Source organism: Paenibacillus sp. KS1, from assembly GCF_001680695.1.
Taxonomy (GTDB): Bacteria; Bacillota; Bacilli; order Paenibacillales; family Paenibacillaceae; genus Paenibacillus_B; species Paenibacillus_B suaedae.
Window position 1 is genome coordinate 1 of the sequence record NZ_MAIS01000029.1, and the last position, 17,587, is coordinate 17,587.

17 protein-coding genes are annotated in these 17,587 nt (G+C 47.1%); all 17 read right to left on the reverse strand.

The window, feature by feature from the left end; translation table 11 throughout:
- A partial coding sequence (locus BBG47_RS11785) for a translation initiation factor IF-2 N-terminal domain-containing protein (protein WP_175400517.1) occupies window positions 1–740 on the reverse strand: 740 nt, incomplete at its 3' end.
- Window positions 718–1,056, reverse strand: coding sequence for a L7Ae/L30e/S12e/Gadd45 family ribosomal protein (locus tag BBG47_RS11790; protein WP_021256512.1), 339 nt, complete (start codon window positions 1,054–1,056; stop codon window positions 718–720). The genes BBG47_RS11790 and BBG47_RS11785, both read right to left, overlap by 23 nt.
- On the reverse strand, window positions 1,049–1,360 hold the full coding sequence (gene rnpM / locus BBG47_RS11795) for an RNase P modulator RnpM (RefSeq protein WP_065291882.1): 312 nt from the start codon (window positions 1,358–1,360) through the stop codon (window positions 1,049–1,051). The genes BBG47_RS11790 and rnpM overlap by 8 nt, the downstream gene beginning before the upstream one ends.
- A gap of 86 nt (window positions 1,361–1,446) precedes the next feature.
- The gene (gene nusA, locus BBG47_RS11800) at window positions 1,447–2,544 is read right to left on the reverse strand and encodes a transcription termination factor NusA (RefSeq protein ID WP_021256514.1); all 1,098 of its coding nucleotides are present in this window, start codon (window positions 2,542–2,544) and stop codon (window positions 1,447–1,449) included.
- 90 nt (window positions 2,545–2,634) lie between these two features.
- Window positions 2,635–3,096, reverse strand: a complete 462-nt coding sequence (rimP, locus tag BBG47_RS11805) for a ribosome maturation factor RimP (RefSeq protein WP_021256515.1) — start codon at window positions 3,094–3,096, stop codon at window positions 2,635–2,637.
- A 174-nt stretch (window positions 3,097–3,270) separates the two neighbouring features.
- Window positions 3,271–7,596, reverse strand: coding sequence for a PolC-type DNA polymerase III (locus BBG47_RS11810; RefSeq protein WP_065291907.1), 4,326 nt, complete (start codon window positions 7,594–7,596; stop codon window positions 3,271–3,273).
- A gap of 152 nt (window positions 7,597–7,748) precedes the next feature.
- Complete coding sequence (gene proS / locus BBG47_RS11815; RefSeq protein ID WP_028531191.1) at window positions 7,749–9,197, reverse strand: proline--tRNA ligase; 1,449 nt, start codon at window positions 9,195–9,197, stop codon at window positions 7,749–7,751.
- Window positions 9,198–9,271: 74 nt separating this feature from the next.
- A complete protein-coding gene (gene rseP / locus BBG47_RS11820; protein ID WP_065291883.1) occupies window positions 9,272–10,549 on the reverse strand; it encodes an RIP metalloprotease RseP in 1,278 nt (425 codons plus the stop codon).
- 154 nt (window positions 10,550–10,703) lie between these two features.
- The gene (locus tag BBG47_RS11825; protein ID WP_065291884.1) at window positions 10,704–11,846 is read right to left on the reverse strand and encodes a 1-deoxy-D-xylulose-5-phosphate reductoisomerase; all 1,143 of its coding nucleotides are present in this window, start codon (window positions 11,844–11,846) and stop codon (window positions 10,704–10,706) included.
- 78 nt (window positions 11,847–11,924) lie between these two features.
- Window positions 11,925–12,725 carry a phosphatidate cytidylyltransferase gene (locus BBG47_RS11830; RefSeq protein ID WP_065291885.1) on the reverse strand — a complete coding sequence of 267 codons (801 nt, stop codon included), beginning with the start codon at window positions 12,723–12,725 and terminating at the stop codon, window positions 11,925–11,927.
- Window positions 12,726–12,743: 18 nt separating this feature from the next.
- On the reverse strand, window positions 12,744–13,511 hold the full coding sequence (locus BBG47_RS11835) for an undecaprenyl pyrophosphate synthase (RefSeq protein WP_021256521.1): 768 nt from the start codon (window positions 13,509–13,511) through the stop codon (window positions 12,744–12,746).
- A 98-nt stretch (window positions 13,512–13,609) separates the two neighbouring features.
- Window positions 13,610–14,164, reverse strand: coding sequence for a ribosome recycling factor (gene frr / locus BBG47_RS11840; protein ID WP_021256522.1), 555 nt, complete (start codon window positions 14,162–14,164; stop codon window positions 13,610–13,612).
- Window positions 14,164–14,892, reverse strand: a complete 729-nt coding sequence (gene pyrH / locus BBG47_RS11845) for a UMP kinase (RefSeq protein WP_021256523.1) — start codon at window positions 14,890–14,892, stop codon at window positions 14,164–14,166. Before pyrH ends, frr begins: the two co-directional genes overlap by 1 nt.
- Before the next feature lie 125 nt (window positions 14,893–15,017).
- Window positions 15,018–15,671, reverse strand: coding sequence for a translation elongation factor Ts (gene tsf / locus BBG47_RS11850; RefSeq protein ID WP_021256524.1), 654 nt, complete (start codon window positions 15,669–15,671; stop codon window positions 15,018–15,020).
- Window positions 15,672–15,814: 143 nt separating this feature from the next.
- Window positions 15,815–16,513, reverse strand: coding sequence for a 30S ribosomal protein S2 (gene rpsB / locus BBG47_RS11855; RefSeq protein ID WP_065291886.1), 699 nt, complete (start codon window positions 16,511–16,513; stop codon window positions 15,815–15,817).
- Between the two features lie 191 nt (window positions 16,514–16,704).
- Window positions 16,705–16,893 (reverse strand): hypothetical protein, encoded by a 189-nt coding sequence (locus tag BBG47_RS11860; RefSeq protein WP_065291887.1) that lies wholly within the window; start codon window positions 16,891–16,893, stop codon window positions 16,705–16,707.
- Window positions 16,886–17,557: a DUF6115 domain-containing protein gene (locus BBG47_RS11865; RefSeq protein WP_065291888.1), complete on the reverse strand. Its 672-nt coding sequence runs from the start codon at window positions 17,555–17,557 to the stop codon at window positions 16,886–16,888. The genes BBG47_RS11860 and BBG47_RS11865 overlap by 8 nt, the downstream gene beginning before the upstream one ends.
- Between the last annotated feature and the right edge of the window lie 30 nt (window positions 17,558–17,587).

The following is a 17,587-nucleotide window of genomic DNA, read 5'->3' on the forward strand; positions in this document are numbered from 1 at the left end:
TGACCTGGACGTTGTTGTCCGCCTTGGCCTTGGCCTGGGCGTGATCCGCCACCTTGGCCACCTTGACGTGGGCCGCCACCTTGACCTGGACGGGATCCGCCCTGACCTTGACGCGGGCCGCCGCCTTGACGTGGTGCGCCTTGGCCTGATCTTTGCTGGCCGTTAGATCTGTTACCTTGGTTTTGCTGTTGTTCACCTGATCGACGTTGTTCTTGTCCGTTCATATTCCCCTGTTGGTTGCCTTGTCTATTATCCATATTAATGTTTATCTCGCCCTGTCTATTATGGTCTTTTTGACCGTCACGACCTTCACCGCGATTACTGCGATCCTGACGTTCATCACGCCCGCCTCGGTTATCTTCGCGCTGATGGTCGCGACCGTCACGTTGCATTTGCTGCTGTCCAGCACGTGAGTCGCGCTGATCCGACTGGCCCTGACTTGTATTTCCTGCCGATTGGCCAGCTGTTCTATTTGGTACTTCTGTTGTTTTTGACTGGCTGATGTTCACTTTCGATTGTGGGGTGCTATTGCTTTCCCGCTTCGCCTGCGCATTCTCCTTAATCGTGCGCATGTACGATTCGACTTTCCCCACGGCATCATTCTCCATTACGCTCATATGATTGTTAACTGGTATGTTAAGACGTTTGAGTATCGTAATAATTTCTTTGCTGCTCATATTAAGCGATTTGGCATATTCGTAAACTCTTGTTTTGTCCTTAGTGTTCTCTTGTTTGCTCAATATACTCCACCTCCGACATCGTTTTCAGCCCGTTCGTCATCATGGTCGCAAATCCATCATCCGTTACCGCCAATACTACCCGTTGCAATTTCCCGATGCTCTCACCGAGTTCGGTTCGCGTAAATCCGATAGCAAGTGGCACCCCGTACGACTTACATTTATCTCGAAACTTCTTCTTCGTGTTGTCAGAAGCGTCCGCCGCAACAATCACCAAGCGTGCTTGCTTATTGCGAATCGCCTTGAGGACTATCTCATCACCAGTCGCAAGCTTCCCTGCCCGCTGGGCAAGACCTAGCTGCGACTTGACCTTACTCATGATCGTCCTCCTGCTCCTTCAAGGCGTGGAAATCATTCTCCACCTTGATGAAGTCTTGAGCAAGCTGTTCATAGATGGCAGAGTTCACCTGATGCTTCAAAGCCCGATCAAGCGCACGAGACTTATGTGCAAGTCTGAAGCAGGACAACTTCCCACATAGGTATGCGCCGCGTCCAGACTTCTTCCCTGTCAAATCGATTAGAACCTCGTCCTGTGGTGTCTTCACAACACGGATTAGCTCTTTCTTCGGCATCATTTCTTGACATGCGACACACTTGCGAAGTGGAACTTTCCTTGTTCTCATGACTCAATCCCCCCTTACGATTCGGTCATACATCCCTGATTGAAGGAGACGACCGCTTCATATGGCGTTGGTCGCGCCTTCAGTGTTTATTCGCTTACTTCCATGCTGTCATCTGGTGTGTGCTCATCAGAAGACATTGGAAGCCCTTCTTCATCAGCTTGAGTCTCGCTTTTAATATCAATTTTCCAGCCAGTCAATTTTGCAGCAAGTCGAGCGTTCTGACCCTTAATTCCAATTGCCAGTGACAACTGATAATCAGGCACGATGACACGAGCCATTTTCTCAGCTTCACGAACTTCCACATCAACAACTTTGGATGGGCTCAGTGCATTCGCTACATACTCACTTACATCTTCTGACCAGCGCACGATATCAATTTTCTCGCCGCGCAGCTCATTAACAATTGTCTGGACACGCATACCTTTAGGGCCAACGCATGAACCAACTGGATCAACTTCCTCGTTGCGGGAGTATACCGCAATTTTAGAACGTTGACCCGCTTCACGAGCTACCGATTTGATTTCAACGACGCCGTCGAAGATTTCAGGTACTTCCAGCTCGAACAAGCGCTTTAGCAGTCCAGGATGCGTGCGGGACAAAATAATTTGCGGCCCCTTGGTCGTGTTCTCCACTTTCGTAATGTATGCTTTGGTGCGATCGCCGTGCTTGAACTTTTCATTCGGCATCAACTCATTCAATGGAAGAACTGCTTCCACTTTACCCAAATCTACATACACATTACGCATGTCCTGACGTTGTACAATACCTGTTACGATATCATCTGACTTGTCGATGAACGCGTTATAGATAAGGCCACGCTCAGCTTCCCGAATACGCTGTGTCACGACTTGTTTCGCTGTTTGTGCAGCGATGCGGCCAAAATCACGTGGTGTAACCTCAATCTCACAAATATCATCCATTTGGTAGTTCGGATTATGTTCGCGAGCGGCATGAAGTGAAATTTCAAGACGTGGGTCCAACACCTCGTCCACTACGTTCTTGCGTGCATATACTTTAATTACTCCAGTTGCCCGATTGATGTCTACACGTACATTTTGTGCAGTATTGAAGTTGCGCTTATAGCTCGAGATCAGAGCCGCTTCAATCGCATCAATGAGTACTTCCTTGCTAATTCCTTTTTCTCTTTCGATTTCCGACAACGCGTCAATAAAATCCATACTCATTTGGTGAGTTCCCCCTTTCAGCCGAATCCGGCTTCATTCCAATAATGTTACATTCAGCAGAACGATATCCAATCGTTGATTACAATCGTCCTAAAAAACGATAGCAAGACGTGCGCTCGCTACCTTCTCATACGGAATTGCATGTTCCTTCTTGCCGACTTGAACGACAACCGTCTGTTCATCGAAGGAAGTGAGAACCCCTTCGAACTCCTTCAATGCGCCAATGGGTTCGTATGTAGTCACATACACATGCTTGCCTACCGCCTTAACGAAGTCCTTCGTCTTCTTCAGCGGGCGTTCCGCGCCTGGAGACGATACTTCCAAGAAGTACGCGTCTGTAATCGGATCGTTTTCGTCCAGCTTCTGGCTTAATACTTCACTAATACGGCCGCAATCCTCAATGTCAATGCCGCCTTCCTTGTCCACAAATACGCGAAGAAACCAACTGCTGCCTTCCTTCACATATTCCACATCGACAAGTTCGAAGTTGTTCTCTTCCAAATAGGGTGTGATCATATTCTCAACTGTCGATTTGATATTGGCTGAGCTCAAATTCAAGAACCTCCTGAATGTTAGGAATAATGATGTTCCTCTATGTTAGAACCCGATACTAAACATGAAAGAGTGGGTTTCCCCACTCTTTACGTAACGGATTTATCCACATGATTACCAAAAAAATTATATCATAGCCATCTACAATATGGCAAGGGTGTCTCCGATCATGCACTAAAACAGAGACAATTGGTTCGTCTCCGGCAGTCCCCGGAAGCACCCCATCTGATTCAGGAGCTCGACAATCGTCTTCGTTGCCTTGGAACGCATCTGGAAATCCTCGATGGACAAGTACTCCACCCCATCGCGAGAAGCCGCAATATTGCGTGCCGCATTATCCCCAATCCCTTGTACTGCAGAGAATGGCGGGATGAGCGAGTTGCCATCGACAAGGAATTTCGTTGCATCTGATCGATATAGATCGATTGGCTTGAATGAGAACCCACGGGCTGTCATTTCAACCGCCATCTCCAAGATCGAGATCATGGCCTTCTCTTTCGTTGTTGCTTGGAAGCCCTTTGCCTCGATCTCATCGATCTTCTTATTGATCGCATCATAACCTTGGCAGCATAATTCGATATCGAAGTCCTCCGCACGAACAGTAAAGTAAGTCGCATAGAACTCGATTGGATGGTACAGCTTGAAGTAAGCTGTACGTACCGCGGAAATAACATAAGCAGCAGCATGGGCTTTCGGGAACATGTATTGAATCTTCAAGCAGGAATCAATGTACCATTGCGGCACATTGCAGTTTTTCATCTCTTGAATCCATTCATCACTAAGACCTCGGCCCTTACGAACGCTCTCCGTAATTTTAAATGCAAGCCCAGCGTCCATACCGGCTTTGTAGATTAAGTACAACATGATCTCGTCACGACAACCGATTACGGTCTTAATCGTACAGATCCCATTCTTAATCAGTTCCTGTGCATTACCGAGCCATACGCCCGTGCCATGGGACAATCCAGAGATCTGCAGCAAATCGGCGAACGTGCTTGGCTGTGCTTCCACAAGCATCTGGCGCACGAAACGTGTTCCCATCTCAGGTACGCCAAAGGTCGCAACCGGTGTCCGGATCTGCTGCGGCGTTACGCCGAGTGCGTCAACGGAGTTGAACATACTCATGACCTTCGGATCATTCATCGGAATCGTCGTCGGATCAACGCCTGTCAAATCCTGCAGCATCCGCATCATCGTCGGATCATCGTGACCCAGAATATCAAGCTTCAACAGGTTATCTTCGAAGGCATGATAATCGAAGTGCGTCGTCTTCCATTCAGCCGTTGTATCATCCGCCGGATATTGAACGGGTGTTACGTCTTCCACTTCAATATAGTCTGGCACAACGACGATACCGCCCGGATGCTGACCTGTGCTGCGTTTTACGCCGGTACATCCTGCTGCTAGACGGTTAAGCTCTGCTCCGCGCCATCGCTTGCCGTGATCTTCTTCATATTTCTTCGCGAATCCATAAGCCGTCTTCTCCGCTACCGTACCAATCGTTCCCGCACGAAATACACTCTTTTCACCGAACAGTACCTTCGTGTAGTTGTGTGCGACAGGCTGATAGTCCCCCGAGAAGTTCAAGTCGATATCGGGAACCTTATCCCCCTTAAATCCAAGGAACGTCTCGAACGGAATATCTTGTCCATCGCCCTTCATTGGCTGGCCACACTCCGGACAATCCTTGTTCGGCAGGTCAAATCCACTCGGCACACTGCCGTCCGTGAACCATTCGCTGTGCTTGCATTCCGAATTGCGACACGAATAATGCGGTGGCAGCGGATTAACTTCTGAGATACCAAGGAACATCGCAACGACGGAAGAGCCTACGGATCCCCGTGAACCAACCAGGTAACCATCTTCATTGGACTTCTTCACAAGACGCTCTGAGATCAGATAGTTCGCGGAGAATCCGAATTTAATGATTGGTACCAGTTCCTTCTCCAGACGCTGCACAATAATATCGTTCAACGGTTCCCCGTAAATGCTCATTGCCTTATTGTAGCACTTATCACGAATTTCCTGATCTGCACCCTCGATGTTCGGTGTGAATAATTCCTTCGGGAACAGGTCGAAATCTTCAAATCGTTCCAACAGCGTGTTCGTATTCTCTACAACAAACTTGTAAGCTTGTTCCTTACCCAAAAATTCAAATTCTTGAAGCATTTCATTCGTCGTGCGGAAATGCGCATCCGGTTTGCGAATATCCTTCAGTGGACTGAAGCCCGTAATTCCATGAATGGTAATATCACGGAACATCTTGTCTCGTGGATGCAGGTAATGCACATTGCCTGTTGCGACGACGAGCTTATTCTGCTTTTCGCCAATCTGAACAATTTTGCGAATAGCGTCTTCGATCTCGGCCGTCGATCCAACCAAACCCTTCTCTACCAAATGCATATACATCGTCAAAGGCTGAATTTCAAGGACGTCATAAAACTCTGCTACTTGCTCGGCTTCCTCCACCGACTTGTTAAGTACGGTCTCGAAGAATTCGCCTTTCTCACAGCCGGACATAATGAGCAAGCCTTCGCGCATCCCCACCAGTTTACTCTTCGGAATGCAGGCTACCCGCTTGAAATATTCTGTATGAGACATTGACACAAGCTTATACAGATTTTTCTTGCCTACTGCATTAAGCGCATAAATGCCGCAGTGAAATGGACGGGCATTTTGTAGGTTCTGACCTACATAATCATTCATGCGTTCCAGCGTCTCGATTCCGATAAGCTGCTGAGCGTCCTGAAGTAGTCCCGTAAGAATGCCGCCTAGTGCAATCGTATCGTCAATCGCACGGTGATGGTTCTCAAGTGATACTTTATATTTAGCTGCCAACGTATTGAGTCGGTGATTTTTGAGTGTCGGATGCAGCAAACGCGCTAGCTCCAAGGTATCGAGTACCGGATTCATCATATCTGGCAGATTCATTAGCTTCAAGTTATGCTGGATAAAGCCAATATCGAACCTCGCGTTATGCGCAACAAGAATGGTATCTTGGGCAAATTCCACAAACTTCGGAAGCACTTCTTCGATATCTGGTGCATCAGCTACCATTTCATCCGTAATATTAGTAAGCTGTTGAATGTTATAAGGAATTCGTACATGCGGATTGACGAAAGTGCTGTACCGATCAATTTCTTTGCCTTCTTGCATTTTGACAGCTGCAATCTCGATGATTTTATTGTTTGTTACAGACAAACCGGTTGTCTCGATATCGAATACGGTATAGATGGCATCTTTCACCGGACGATTGTCCGCATTTAGAACAACTTCCATATTGTCATTCACGACATTCGCTTCTAAGCCATAAAGCATTTTAATGCCATTTTTCTTGGCTGCCTTCGCTGCCTCTGGATAACACTGAACGTTGCCGTGATCCGTTACCGCGATCGCCTTATGGCCCCACTTCGCCGCCTGCTTCACATAATCGCTGATAGACGTAACGGCATCCATTGCACTCATCGTAGAATGAAGATGGAATTCCACGCGCTTCTCCTCAGCAGTATCCTTGCGTTCTGCCGGTGCCTTTACTTCATTCAAATCATTTGGCATCATGACAAGCTCAGGGACTTGCATGAAGCGATCGTACTCAACACGTCCACGAGCTTTGAGCCATTGACCATTCGAGATGAGGCTCAGCATTTTAACGTCTTCCTTCGTCTTCGCGAACATTTTCATCGCCATAGAGTCAGAAAAATCAGTTAGGTTGAATGTGAATAAGGTACTGCCATTGCGAAGTTCCTTCATCTCAACGCCAAATACTGCACCTTGAATCGTGACACGTTTCTCTTCATCCTGTACATTCATGATTGGAGTAGGCTCATCCTTAATGTCGTATCCGACATGCAGACGCTCTGGCGCTTCTCCTTCTTCTTCCTCGACTTCGCGTGCTGATTCTTCCATCATTTGCTGAATAACTTGGCGCTCTTCTTCCATCAGCTTCTGCTGGAATGCTTCATAGGCTTCCGTATCATGGCCGCCCTGCTGCATCGTTACACGAAGTGTGCGTGTGAAATACGTCTCAAAGAACGTCGTGCAATATTTATCAATCTGCTTCTTCTTCGCCAGCTCTAATGATGTCGCATCCGGTAAAAAGAGCTTGATCAAATCTTTCTCAACTTCATACTTCCCTTTGTGCAGCCAACCGTTAACTGAAGCAACCTCTCGCTTGACCCATTCCATGAACAAACTCCAATAGGCATCCACGATCTCCTTATTTGGAAGCTGCTCTTCATAGTGGAATATGATCTTAATCTTGGCAATGTGGGACAACTTGTCCTGTACACGCAGGCAAAACGTACGGTAAGCTTCTGCCGGAACGACAGTTGACTTGCCTATATAAATCGTCCACTCCTTATTGGAGCGGCTGCACTCCACTCTATCAATCCATCCATCATGGAAAAAGCTATCTAACAGTTCAACAGGAACCTCCGCCTGTCTCATCAACAATTCAAATCGCTTCCGTTTATCTGTCATATAGACTGAAGCACCTCCCAACCCCATACTGCTGCCGTACCTAATGGCAAAGTGGCAGTGTGTGAACAAAGAGAAGCCCCCCTCAATCGAGCCATCGTCCGGTGTTCCGTTGGATGTTCCAATGATGGAAGCTTCCCTTCATTGCGCCCCTGCTTCGAGGAGCATGTATCTAATTAATACGCTCGTGCAAATACGACCGTATGCTTGGCATCTTCTCCGCAGACAAGGCACTTCGTCTTTGTCGTTTGCGGTTCGAATGGAATGTTGCGGCTTGTTGCACCAGTCTCATCCTTAACATGCTTCTCGCACGCTTCCGATCCACACCAGCCAGCAAGTGTAAATCCACGTTTTTCTTCCATTTGTGCCTTCATCTCGTCAATTGTCTCTACCGAGTAGAAGTGCTCATCACGGAAGGAACGTGCACGCTCGAACATTTCTTGATGGACGTCAGCAAGCATGCGGTTCACTTCTTCAACCAAATCCGCCTGCTGTACAATGCGCTTCTCGCCTGTTACGCGGGATACCAATACGCAAACACCATTCTCCATATCACGCGGGCCAATTTCAAGGCGAACAGGCACGCCGCGCATTTCATACTCATTGAATTTCCAACCTGGGCTAATATCAGAGCGATCATCCATACGAACACGTACGCCAGCTTGCTTCAATTCGCTAAACAACTCATTAGCTCGTCCCACAACTTGCTCGCGCATCTTCGCTGGCCCAATTGGAATCATAATAACCTGTGTAGGAGCTACCTTCGGAGGCAATACAAGACCTCTGTCATCACCGTGCACCATAATCATGGAACCGATTAGGCGGGTGCTGACCCCCCAAGAAGTAGTATGAACAAATTCCTGTTCATTTTCACGCCCCAAGAATTTAATATCAAAAGCAACCGCAAAATTCGTTCCCAAGTAATGCGATGTTCCGGCTTGAACGGCTCTGCCGTCTTTCATCATCGCTTCAATGGAGAATGTATCTACTGCACCGGCAAATTTCTCAGAAGGAGTTTTCTGGCCTTCAATGACCGGAATTGCAAGATAATCTTCTACGAATTCACGATATGTTTTCAACATGAGCATCGTTTCTTCGCGTGCTTCCTGCTCAGTCTCGTGCGCAGTATGGCCTTCCTGCCACAAGAACTCACTTGTACGCAAGAACGGCAATGTGCGCTTCTCCCAACGAACAACGTTCGCCCATTGGTTAATCAACACAGGCAAGTCACGGTACGATTGAATCCATTTGGAGTACATATGGCCAATCATTGTCTCGGATGTCGGACGAATCGCCAGCTTCTCCTCTAATTGTTCGCCGCCTGCTTCGGTTACCCAAGGCAGCTCAGGATTGAAGCCTTCAACGTGTTCTTTTTCCTTCTGGAAAAAGCTCTCTGGTATGAACATTGGGAAGTAAGCATTACGATGGCCAGTAGCCTTGAAGCGGCGATCCAGCTCGTCACGAATATGTTCCCAGATTTCGTAGCCATCTGGGCGGAATACGATACATCCCCGGACTGGTGAATAATCCATCAAATCCGCCTTCTTAATCACATCAATATACCAACGGGAGAAGTCCTCCTGCTGTGGGGTAATCTCCGTAACAAACTGCTTCTCTTTCGACATAACGGTATACGTTCCTCCCGATAAACACGGTTATTCGTATTCTAGTATAAATGAAATGAACCGTGATATAAATGTTAACCTTTAACCAATCGTAATATATCATTGTAGGTTACAGCAAGCATCAATAGCATGAGCATTGCAAAACCTACAAAATGAACCATGCTCTCCCTGCTCGGATCAACAGGCTTACCTCTGACAGCCTCCAGCCCAAGGAATACGAGACGGCTTCCATCCAACGCCGGGATTGGAAGCAAATTGAAGATTCCCAAATACAAGCTCAAAATCGCCGTCCATAATGTAAGCTGTTCGATCCCTTTCTTCGCAATCTGTCCTGTTACTTCGAACGTCCGAACCGGACCGCCCAAGTCGTCCAGTTTAAATTGACCAAAAATAAGCATGCGGAATCCTTCAAAAATCTTCTCCGTCGTATTCACCATAGATGTTGAGGCGAACGACATCGTCTCACCGAATGAAGCCGTTCGTGTTGGCAGTACCGGTACGATACCAACCTTGCCGCCTTCTTGACCTTCCACCTTCTGTGGAGTCAGTGTTGCAGTGAAGCGTTCTTCACCACGCACAATAAGGAATGTCATCGGCTTGCCTTCGGAGTCAGCAATCAGCTTAATTAACATGTCACGATTGCCGCCAATTTGCTTGCCGTTCACTTCCTCGATAATATCTCCTTTTTGCAGTTGTGCCTGCGCAGCAGGAAGTCCTGGTGATACGTCTCCAATCTTCACAGACGTCGGGTTCTCGACCGGAACGCCCGAAATGGATACCGATACGCCGAACAAAATAAAAGCGAGCACAAAGTTCATAAAAGGCCCTGCAAAAATAGCTAGCGCCCGCTGGCCCACTGTCTTGCTGCCAAACTGACGATCATGAGGCGCGATCTGAATTTCGTCGCCCTTCACAATCATTTTGGCTTGCGGATGAATGTCGTACGTAACTTCTTCATCCTCAACATCCAGCGTCAGCTTCAACGTATGCTCCAGATCAATCGTCTTCACTTCGCCACGCACTACCTGCTTGCGCATGTCTAATTGATCCAGATACAGCTTCGTCACCTTGTTGTCACTTGACACACGTATCGCTACCGTCTGCCCTGGACTGACCTCTACAATTTCAGGGTCTTCGCCTGCCATCCGTACAAAGCCGCCCACCGGCAATAGCCGGAGTGTATATTTGGTTTCCCCACGAGTATAGGAGAATACTTTCGGTCCGAATCCGATAGCGAACTCTCTAACGAGGATCCCTGCCCGTTTCGCGAAAATAAAATGTCCCCATTCATGAATCGTTACGATAACAAAAAAGACGAGCACGGTTAAAAATACGATTTGCACCATTTGCACTGCGTAGAATCCTCCTTTGTGTGCGTGTTCAATCGTCCTAGCACAACCCTAGGCTTCAAGAACGGCCCAATAACAATCGGACAGCGGTTTGTCTATATAGATTATCATTATTCTCCAATCCCGCACAAGAGAATCCATATCTAGTGAATGGCGATTATAAAATGGACAGAGCCTCCGAACGCGTTCGCATATCTGTCTCCTGAATAGCTTCCAAGGACGGATGCGGAATCGCAGTATGTTTCGATATTAAGGTACTCACGATACGTTCAATATCCAAGAAGGAAATTTCACCGCGCAGGAATCTCGCTACAGCCACTTCGTTCGCCGCATTAAACACGGTAGTAGCTGTACCTCCTGTTCTGCCGCATTCATAAGCATAACGAACCATTGGGAATCTCTCTGTATCCATCTCACGGAAATGAAGCTTCGCCACCTCAGCTAAATTAAGCGAAGCCGATGTATTCGGAAGTCTTTCCGGATACGCCAATGCATACTGGATAGGTACGCGCATATCAGGAACCCCCAATTGCGCAATAATGCTTCCATCCAAATATTCGACAAAAGAATGAATAATACTTTCAGGATGGATAAGTACATGAATTTGATCATAAGGCAAATCGAACAGCCAGCGAGCTTCAATCACTTCAAGTCCTTTATTAGCCATTGTTGCTGAATCAATCGTCACCTTCGCGCCCATAGACCAATTCGGATGCTTAAGTGCATCCTCAACGGTAACATTCGCCAGCTCGTCCCTCGTACGATCGCGGAAGCTGCCGCCTGATGCTGTCAATGTAATGGCACGAACTCCGCGCATCGGCTCTCCGTTCAAGCATTGGAAGATAGCGGAGTGCTCACTGTCAACTGGCATCAGCTTGACGCCTTTCGCTTGTGCACGTTCTGTTACCAAATGACCAGCTGTTACCAGCGTTTCTTTGTTCGCAATGGCAATCGTCTTGCCTTCATCGATAGCCGCGAGCGTTGACTTCAGACCGACACTTCCTACAACAGCTGTAACGACCGTATCGGCGTCAGTACCCGCTGCCACTTCGACCAATCCATCTTCTCCATAATACAGTTCAACACCCTGGGGCAGTTGTTCCCGAAGGCGATCTGCTGCAGCCTTATCGTGAACCGATACAATGCTGGGCTTGAACTCTCGTATCTGCTCAAGCAGCAATGTTGTATTGTTCCCAGCTGCTAACGCTTCTACCTTAAACTGCTCAGGATGCTGTCTGACGATGTCGAGTGTCTGTGTCCCGATGGAGCCGGTCGATCCAAGTATGGATATCCGCTTCATGACCTCACCTCTTCATCCTATTCATAGCTATATCTATTACATGATAACATCATCGCTGTTCTCTCGATGACGTTCAATTTACAACGTTAATAATCCGATCAAATGCACAAATGGAAATACGACAAGCCAGCTGTCGCATCGATCCAGAACACCGCCATGCCCAGGCAGCAATGTACCTGAGTCCTTCACACCACGGACTCGCTTATATGCCGATTGAATCAAATCACCGAACTGACCGACAACAGCAGCAGATACCCCAATGCCAAATGCAAGCGGCAAGCTGACAATATCCGGTCGTCCAACAGCAAATAATAGCGCCACAATAATTGATGTCAGTACACCGCCAATTGCTCCTTCAATCGTCTTATTAGGACTAATCGACGGCCAGAGCTTGTGCTTGCCGATCGCACGTCCGATGAAGTAAGCACCAATGTCTGATGACCAAATGGCTGCAAACAGCATAAGCGTCCAGAATAAGCCGTCATCTCCCATTGAAGTACGCGTCAGCATCATATATTTGAAGCCAATGCCAATATAGAATGCTCCCAGCCACAACTGCGATACTGCTTCAATGGACACTTTGTTTTTGGATAATACGGTCACACCCAGCATCAGCAGCAGGCTGATCCATACAATAGCCTCCAATGACAGACTCCATCCAATTGATAAGCTTGTCCACGGAATCACAATCAAGGACATCGTTGCGTAGCCAATCAACGATGCCAGATCGAACGGTGATACATGATGCATTCGAGCAAATTCATAATAGCCTACAAAGGCAAGTGCGAGGAGCAGCAGTTCATATGGCAGACCGCCAATTATGCATAATGCGCCGAACAATAGTCCTGCTATAAGCCCTGTAACGATGCGCTGTTTCATATAGACTGTTCCTCCAACTTATTGTAATCCACCGTATCTTCGCGTTCTGCGCTGATACTCCATAACGGCCTCCATTAGATGTCGCTCAGTGAACTCTGGCCAGTAATCATTGGTGAACCACAATTCGCTGTACGCGATTTGCCAGAGCATGAAGTTACTTAATCTCATTTCTCCGCTTGTACGAATGAGCAGATCAGGATCAGGCAAGCTGCTGGATAAGAGATGATCGTGGATCATGCTCTCATCAATCGAACCAACTTCAATCTCACCTGTTTTCACTTTACGTACAATATCACGAACACCTTCTACGATTTCACGCTGACTACCATAATTCAAAGCAAAATTCAAAATAAGTCCTGTATTGTGCTTCGTCTTTTCAATGGCTTCCTCAAGTGCCAGAATCGTATGTTTAGGCAATCGGTCACGATAGCCCATCATACGCACTTGAACATTTTTCTCAATCAATTCTTCGAGTTCGATCGCCAAAAATTCCTGTGGCAATTTCATGAGAAAATCGACTTCGTCCTTTGGGCGTTTCCAGTTTTCGGTCGAAAAAGCGTACATCGTAAGCACTTTTACGCCCATATCATTCGCTGCGATGGTTACGCGCTTAACGGCTTTCATTCCTGAATGGTGGCCGGCAACGCGCGGCAAGCCCCTTTTTTTAGCCCAGCGACCGTTACCGTCCATAATGATCGCCACATGTTGTGGGATATTATCCGGCATCAGTTCCAGCTGCTTGTGGCCTCCACGCTGCTGTAACCATGTTTGGAATCGCTTAATCATTCGGTCTCCTCCAACCCGGTGATGAAAAAAAGACAATAAACCCCACCGTTCGGAGGGGCATGAAGAACAAAAAGAATAGGTTCTATCGTGTCTAACTTTTATACTTCCATAATTTCTTTTTCTTTAGCAACTAATACTTTATCAACTTCAGCGATGTATTTGTCAGTCGTCTTCTGGATATCTTCTTGATGACGACGGGACTCATCTTCTGAAATGTCCGTTTTCTCAAGCTTCTTGATGTCATCATTCGCATCACGACGAATGTTGCGGACAGCAACTTTCGCTTCTTCACCGAACTTCTTCGTGTGCTTCACGAGCTCTGCACGACGTTCTTCTGTCAACGCTGGAATCGCAAGACGAATCATTGATCCATCGTTAGCTGGAGTCAGTCCAAGATCCGACTTCATAATTGCGCGCTCAATATCAGACAATGAGGATTTGTCCCAAGGCTGGATCATAAGCGTGCGCGGATCTGGCGTGCTGATGTTCGCCAATTGGTTTACCGGCGTCATCGCGCCATAGTATTCTACTTGAACACGATCAAGCAATGCAGGTGTTGCGCGTCCAGCGCGCAATGTTGCCAGTTCCCGTTTTAGAGCGGCAATCGCCTTTTCCATGCGTTCTTCTGCGTTTTTCTTCACTGCTTGTGGCACTATTCTACACTCCCTTTTACAATCGTTCCAATCTTCTCGCCGAGCACGACGCGCTTGATATTGCCAGACTCCGTAATTGCAAATACAATAAGCGGAATGTTATTGTCCATGCACAGCGAGGATGCCGTTGAATCCATTACACCCAAGTTGCGGTTCAATACTTCCATATATGTCAATTGCTCAAACTTCTCAGCTGTCTCATCCTTGAATGGGTCAGCCGAGTATACACCATCGACTTTATTCTTCGCCATCAAGATCACATCAGCTTCGATTTCAGCGGCACGAAGCGCAGCTGTCGTATCCGTCGAGAAGAATGGATTCCCGGTTCCTGCTGCAAAAATAACAACACGTCCCTTTTCCAAATGACGTATTGCACGACGGCGAATATATGGTTCTGCGATTTGTTGCATCGCAATCGAAGTTTGTACACGAGTCGGCACGCCAATTTGTTCGAGGGCATCCTGTAAGGCAAGCGAGTTCATAACCGTTGCAAGCATCCCCATGTAGTCTGCTGTTCCGCGGTCGATTCCTTTTTCACTTCCCGCAATACCGCGCCAAATGTTGCCGCCTCCGCAGACGATTGCGACCTCTACGCCAAGCTCTACAACTTCTTTCACTTGCTCGGCAATGGAGTTGATCATTTCGGATTCGATGCCGTATCCAGCTTGCCCGGACAACGACTCTCCGCTTACTTTAAGTACGATACGTTTATAAACCGGTTGTTTCAATGTATACCCTCCACTTTTCCATAACGGCCGCTAAAAAAGAAGGAACACGATGTGTTCCAACTTTTAAGCGCGTCTGTTGATTACGTAGTAGCCGCGTTCGATGCTCTCTTTTCAAAAAGAAAAGATTACTTCAGGTTCGCTTGAGCCATAACTTCTTCAACAAAATTATCTTCTTTTTTCTCCAAGCCTTCACCAAGCTCGAAGCGAGCGAAGCGACGGATAGAAATGTTTTCACCGATTGTTGCGATTTTTTCTTTCAGCAACGTTTCGATTGTTTTGTCTGGGTCTTTAATGAAGGATTGCTCCATCAAGCAATACTCTTCATAGTATTTACCGATGCGGCCTTCAACCATTTTTTCAACGATTTTTTCAGGCTTGCCTTCGTTCAATGCTTGTGCTTTCAAGATTTCTTTTTCTTTCTCGATTTCCTCTTGAGAAACTTCTTCGCGGCGAACATATTTTGGAGCAGTCGCTGCGATTTGCATAGCTACATCACGAGCGAAATCCTTGAAGTTGTCCGTTTTTGCTACGAAGTCTGTTTCGCAGTTGATTTCAACCAATACGCCGATACGTCCGCCAGCGTGGATGTAAGACTCAACCACACCTTCCGTTGCGATACGGTCGGATTTCTTTGCTGCTGCTGCAAGGCCTTTCTCACGAAGCAATTCAGCTGCTTTCGTCAAATCGCCGTTAGCCTCTTCCAATGCTTTTTTGCAATCCAGCATACCTGCGCCTGTTTTTTCGCGCAATTCTTTTACTGCACTCGCATTTACTGCCATGTCGTATTTCCCTCCATCAATAAATTGGTACCCACGTATATGTACGATTAACGGCACCGAACGTTATACAGCTTAAAAAAAGGGCGGCGAGAGGTGAACCACCTGCCAACCACCCTTTTGTTCATCCAATTAGTATTCCAAAATTACGCTGTTGTTTCTTCGCCTTGATGAGCTTCAACAATTGCATCAGCCATCTTAGCAGTCAACAATTTAACTGCACGGATTGCATCGTCGTTACCAGGGATAACGTAGTCGATTTCGTCCGGATCACAGTTTGTATCAACAATACCTACGATTGGGATACCCAGTTTACGAGCTTCCGCAACAGCGATGCGCTCTTTGCGTGGATCGATAACGAACAACGCGCTAGGCAAACCTTTCATATTTTTGATACCGCCCAAGAACTTCTCGAGACGATCTTTTTCTTTGCGAAGAATGATAACTTCTTTCTTCGGAAGAACTTCGAATGTTCCATCTTCTTCCATCGTTTCGAGTAGCTTCAAGCGATCGATACGTTTTTGGATTGTTTCGAAGTTAGTCAAAGTACCACCCAACCAACGTTGGTTGATGTAGTACATGCCGCAACGCTCAGCTTCTTCCTTAACGGAATCTTGAGCTTGCTTTTTCGTACCTACGAACAAGATTGTTCCATTTTCTTCGCCGACGGATTTTACAAAATTGTAAGCTTCCTCGACCTTTTTCACTGTCTTTTGCAAGTCAATGATGTAAATACCGTTACGTTCTGTGAAGATATATCTGTCCATCTTCGGATTCCAACGACGTGTTTGGTGACCGAAGTGTACCCCAGCTTCCAAAAGCTGTTTCATGGAGATAACTGCCATCTTCACTACACCTCCTAATATGGTTATTTATCCTCCGCCAGTATCCTCTTTCGTTGAGACTTCCCGCAGTCAACCCGACAGAAAGCACCCTCACTGAAATACACTGACGTGTGTTCTTAACACCGTCATTTAATATACCATAACGCCTACCCAGTTGCAACCACTTTATCCACTGTTCGGGTCAAGCTATACTACTTGTTATTCGAACTTGCAGGCTGCTGCGGTACAAGCTTATATCCAGCCTGCTCGGCAGCTCGATGAAGCTCCGTATCCGACATCGGTTCTATCGAACGCTGACCGATAAGACATAGCTGAAGAAGGAGACCCCCTAGCACAATTCCGGCGCCTAACCCGATAAGAAAGCGGCGATCCTTAATCATGTGATCCCTCCTGCTGCCCCAACCGGATAATTAACTGGAGCTCACCAATTGGCATTCCCAGATGGTCTGCAATAGCCTGCTCTGTCCATCCGTTCTGAAAGAGTCTGAAGATCTCCGCGTATCGTGTTTGAATGGGAGCGCTAGACTGTTCTTCATGAAGTTCTTCATGAGAATCAGCTTCATCTGCAGCATGAAGTTCTTCCTTACGAGACGAGGCAGATCTATGTCCGCTCGGAACGGATAACGATGCCATCTGCGAGGGAACCGTCTCTTGTAATTCTGAGTCTTGCGTATTGGCTGTGCGCTGCAGAAGCTCCTGCTCGCGTTCAGACAGTGCGGAGGGATGACCTGCTTCTAATTCCGTATATACAGGTTGTGCAGTTGCCTGTTCTAAGCTGCTCCATTTGCTCTCCCATGCTTGTTCAAGCTTGTCCATTCGCTTGCGCAGCGCCTCATCCCGGTACTCTCCCTCTTGCTTCATCCGCTCAATGACTTTTAAGAGCTTCTCATTTTCTTCTTCAAGTTCTGTCATATAATGCTCAAGTGTCTCTTCCATATTACGTCGTATTTCTGTGGTGTCCATTGTTGCCTGAGTGCGAGGACGAAGCCATCCAATGACAACGATGACACCACCTAACAGCACAATGTAGATCCAAGGTTCCATGTATGCACCTCCTTATGTTGTCACGCTTCC

Excerpts from the sequence above, each read along its gene's own strand:
- BBG47_RS11790 (WP_021256512.1), bottom strand. The coding sequence starts at position 1,056 with ATGAGTAAGGTCAAGTCGCAGCTAGGTCTTGCCCAGCGGGCAGGGAAG.
- rnpM (WP_065291882.1), bottom strand. The coding sequence starts at position 1,360 with ATGAGAACAAGGAAAGTTCCACTTCGCAAGTGTGTCGCATGTCAAGAA.
- nusA (WP_021256514.1), bottom strand. The coding sequence starts at position 2,544 with ATGAGTATGGATTTTATTGACGCGTTGTCGGAAATCGAAAGAGAAAAA.
- proS (WP_028531191.1), bottom strand. The coding sequence starts at position 9,197 with ATGTCGAAAGAGAAGCAGTTTGTTACGGAGATTACCCCACAGCAGGAG.
- BBG47_RS11825 (WP_065291884.1), bottom strand. The coding sequence starts at position 11,846 with ATGAAGCGGATATCCATACTTGGATCGACCGGCTCCATCGGGACACAG.
- BBG47_RS11830 (WP_065291885.1), bottom strand. The coding sequence starts at position 12,725 with ATGAAACAGCGCATCGTTACAGGGCTTATAGCAGGACTATTGTTCGGC.
- BBG47_RS11835 (WP_021256521.1), bottom strand. The coding sequence starts at position 13,511 with ATGATTAAGCGATTCCAAACATGGTTACAGCAGCGTGGAGGCCACAAG.
- tsf (WP_021256524.1), bottom strand. The coding sequence starts at position 15,671 with ATGGCAGTAAATGCGAGTGCAGTAAAAGAATTGCGCGAAAAAACAGGC.
- rpsB (WP_065291886.1), bottom strand. The coding sequence starts at position 16,513 with ATGGCAGTTATCTCCATGAAACAGCTTTTGGAAGCTGGGGTACACTTC.
- BBG47_RS11860 (WP_065291887.1), bottom strand. The coding sequence starts at position 16,893 with ATGATTAAGGATCGCCGCTTTCTTATCGGGTTAGGCGCCGGAATTGTG.
- BBG47_RS11865 (WP_065291888.1), bottom strand. The coding sequence starts at position 17,557 with ATGGAACCTTGGATCTACATTGTGCTGTTAGGTGGTGTCATCGTTGTC.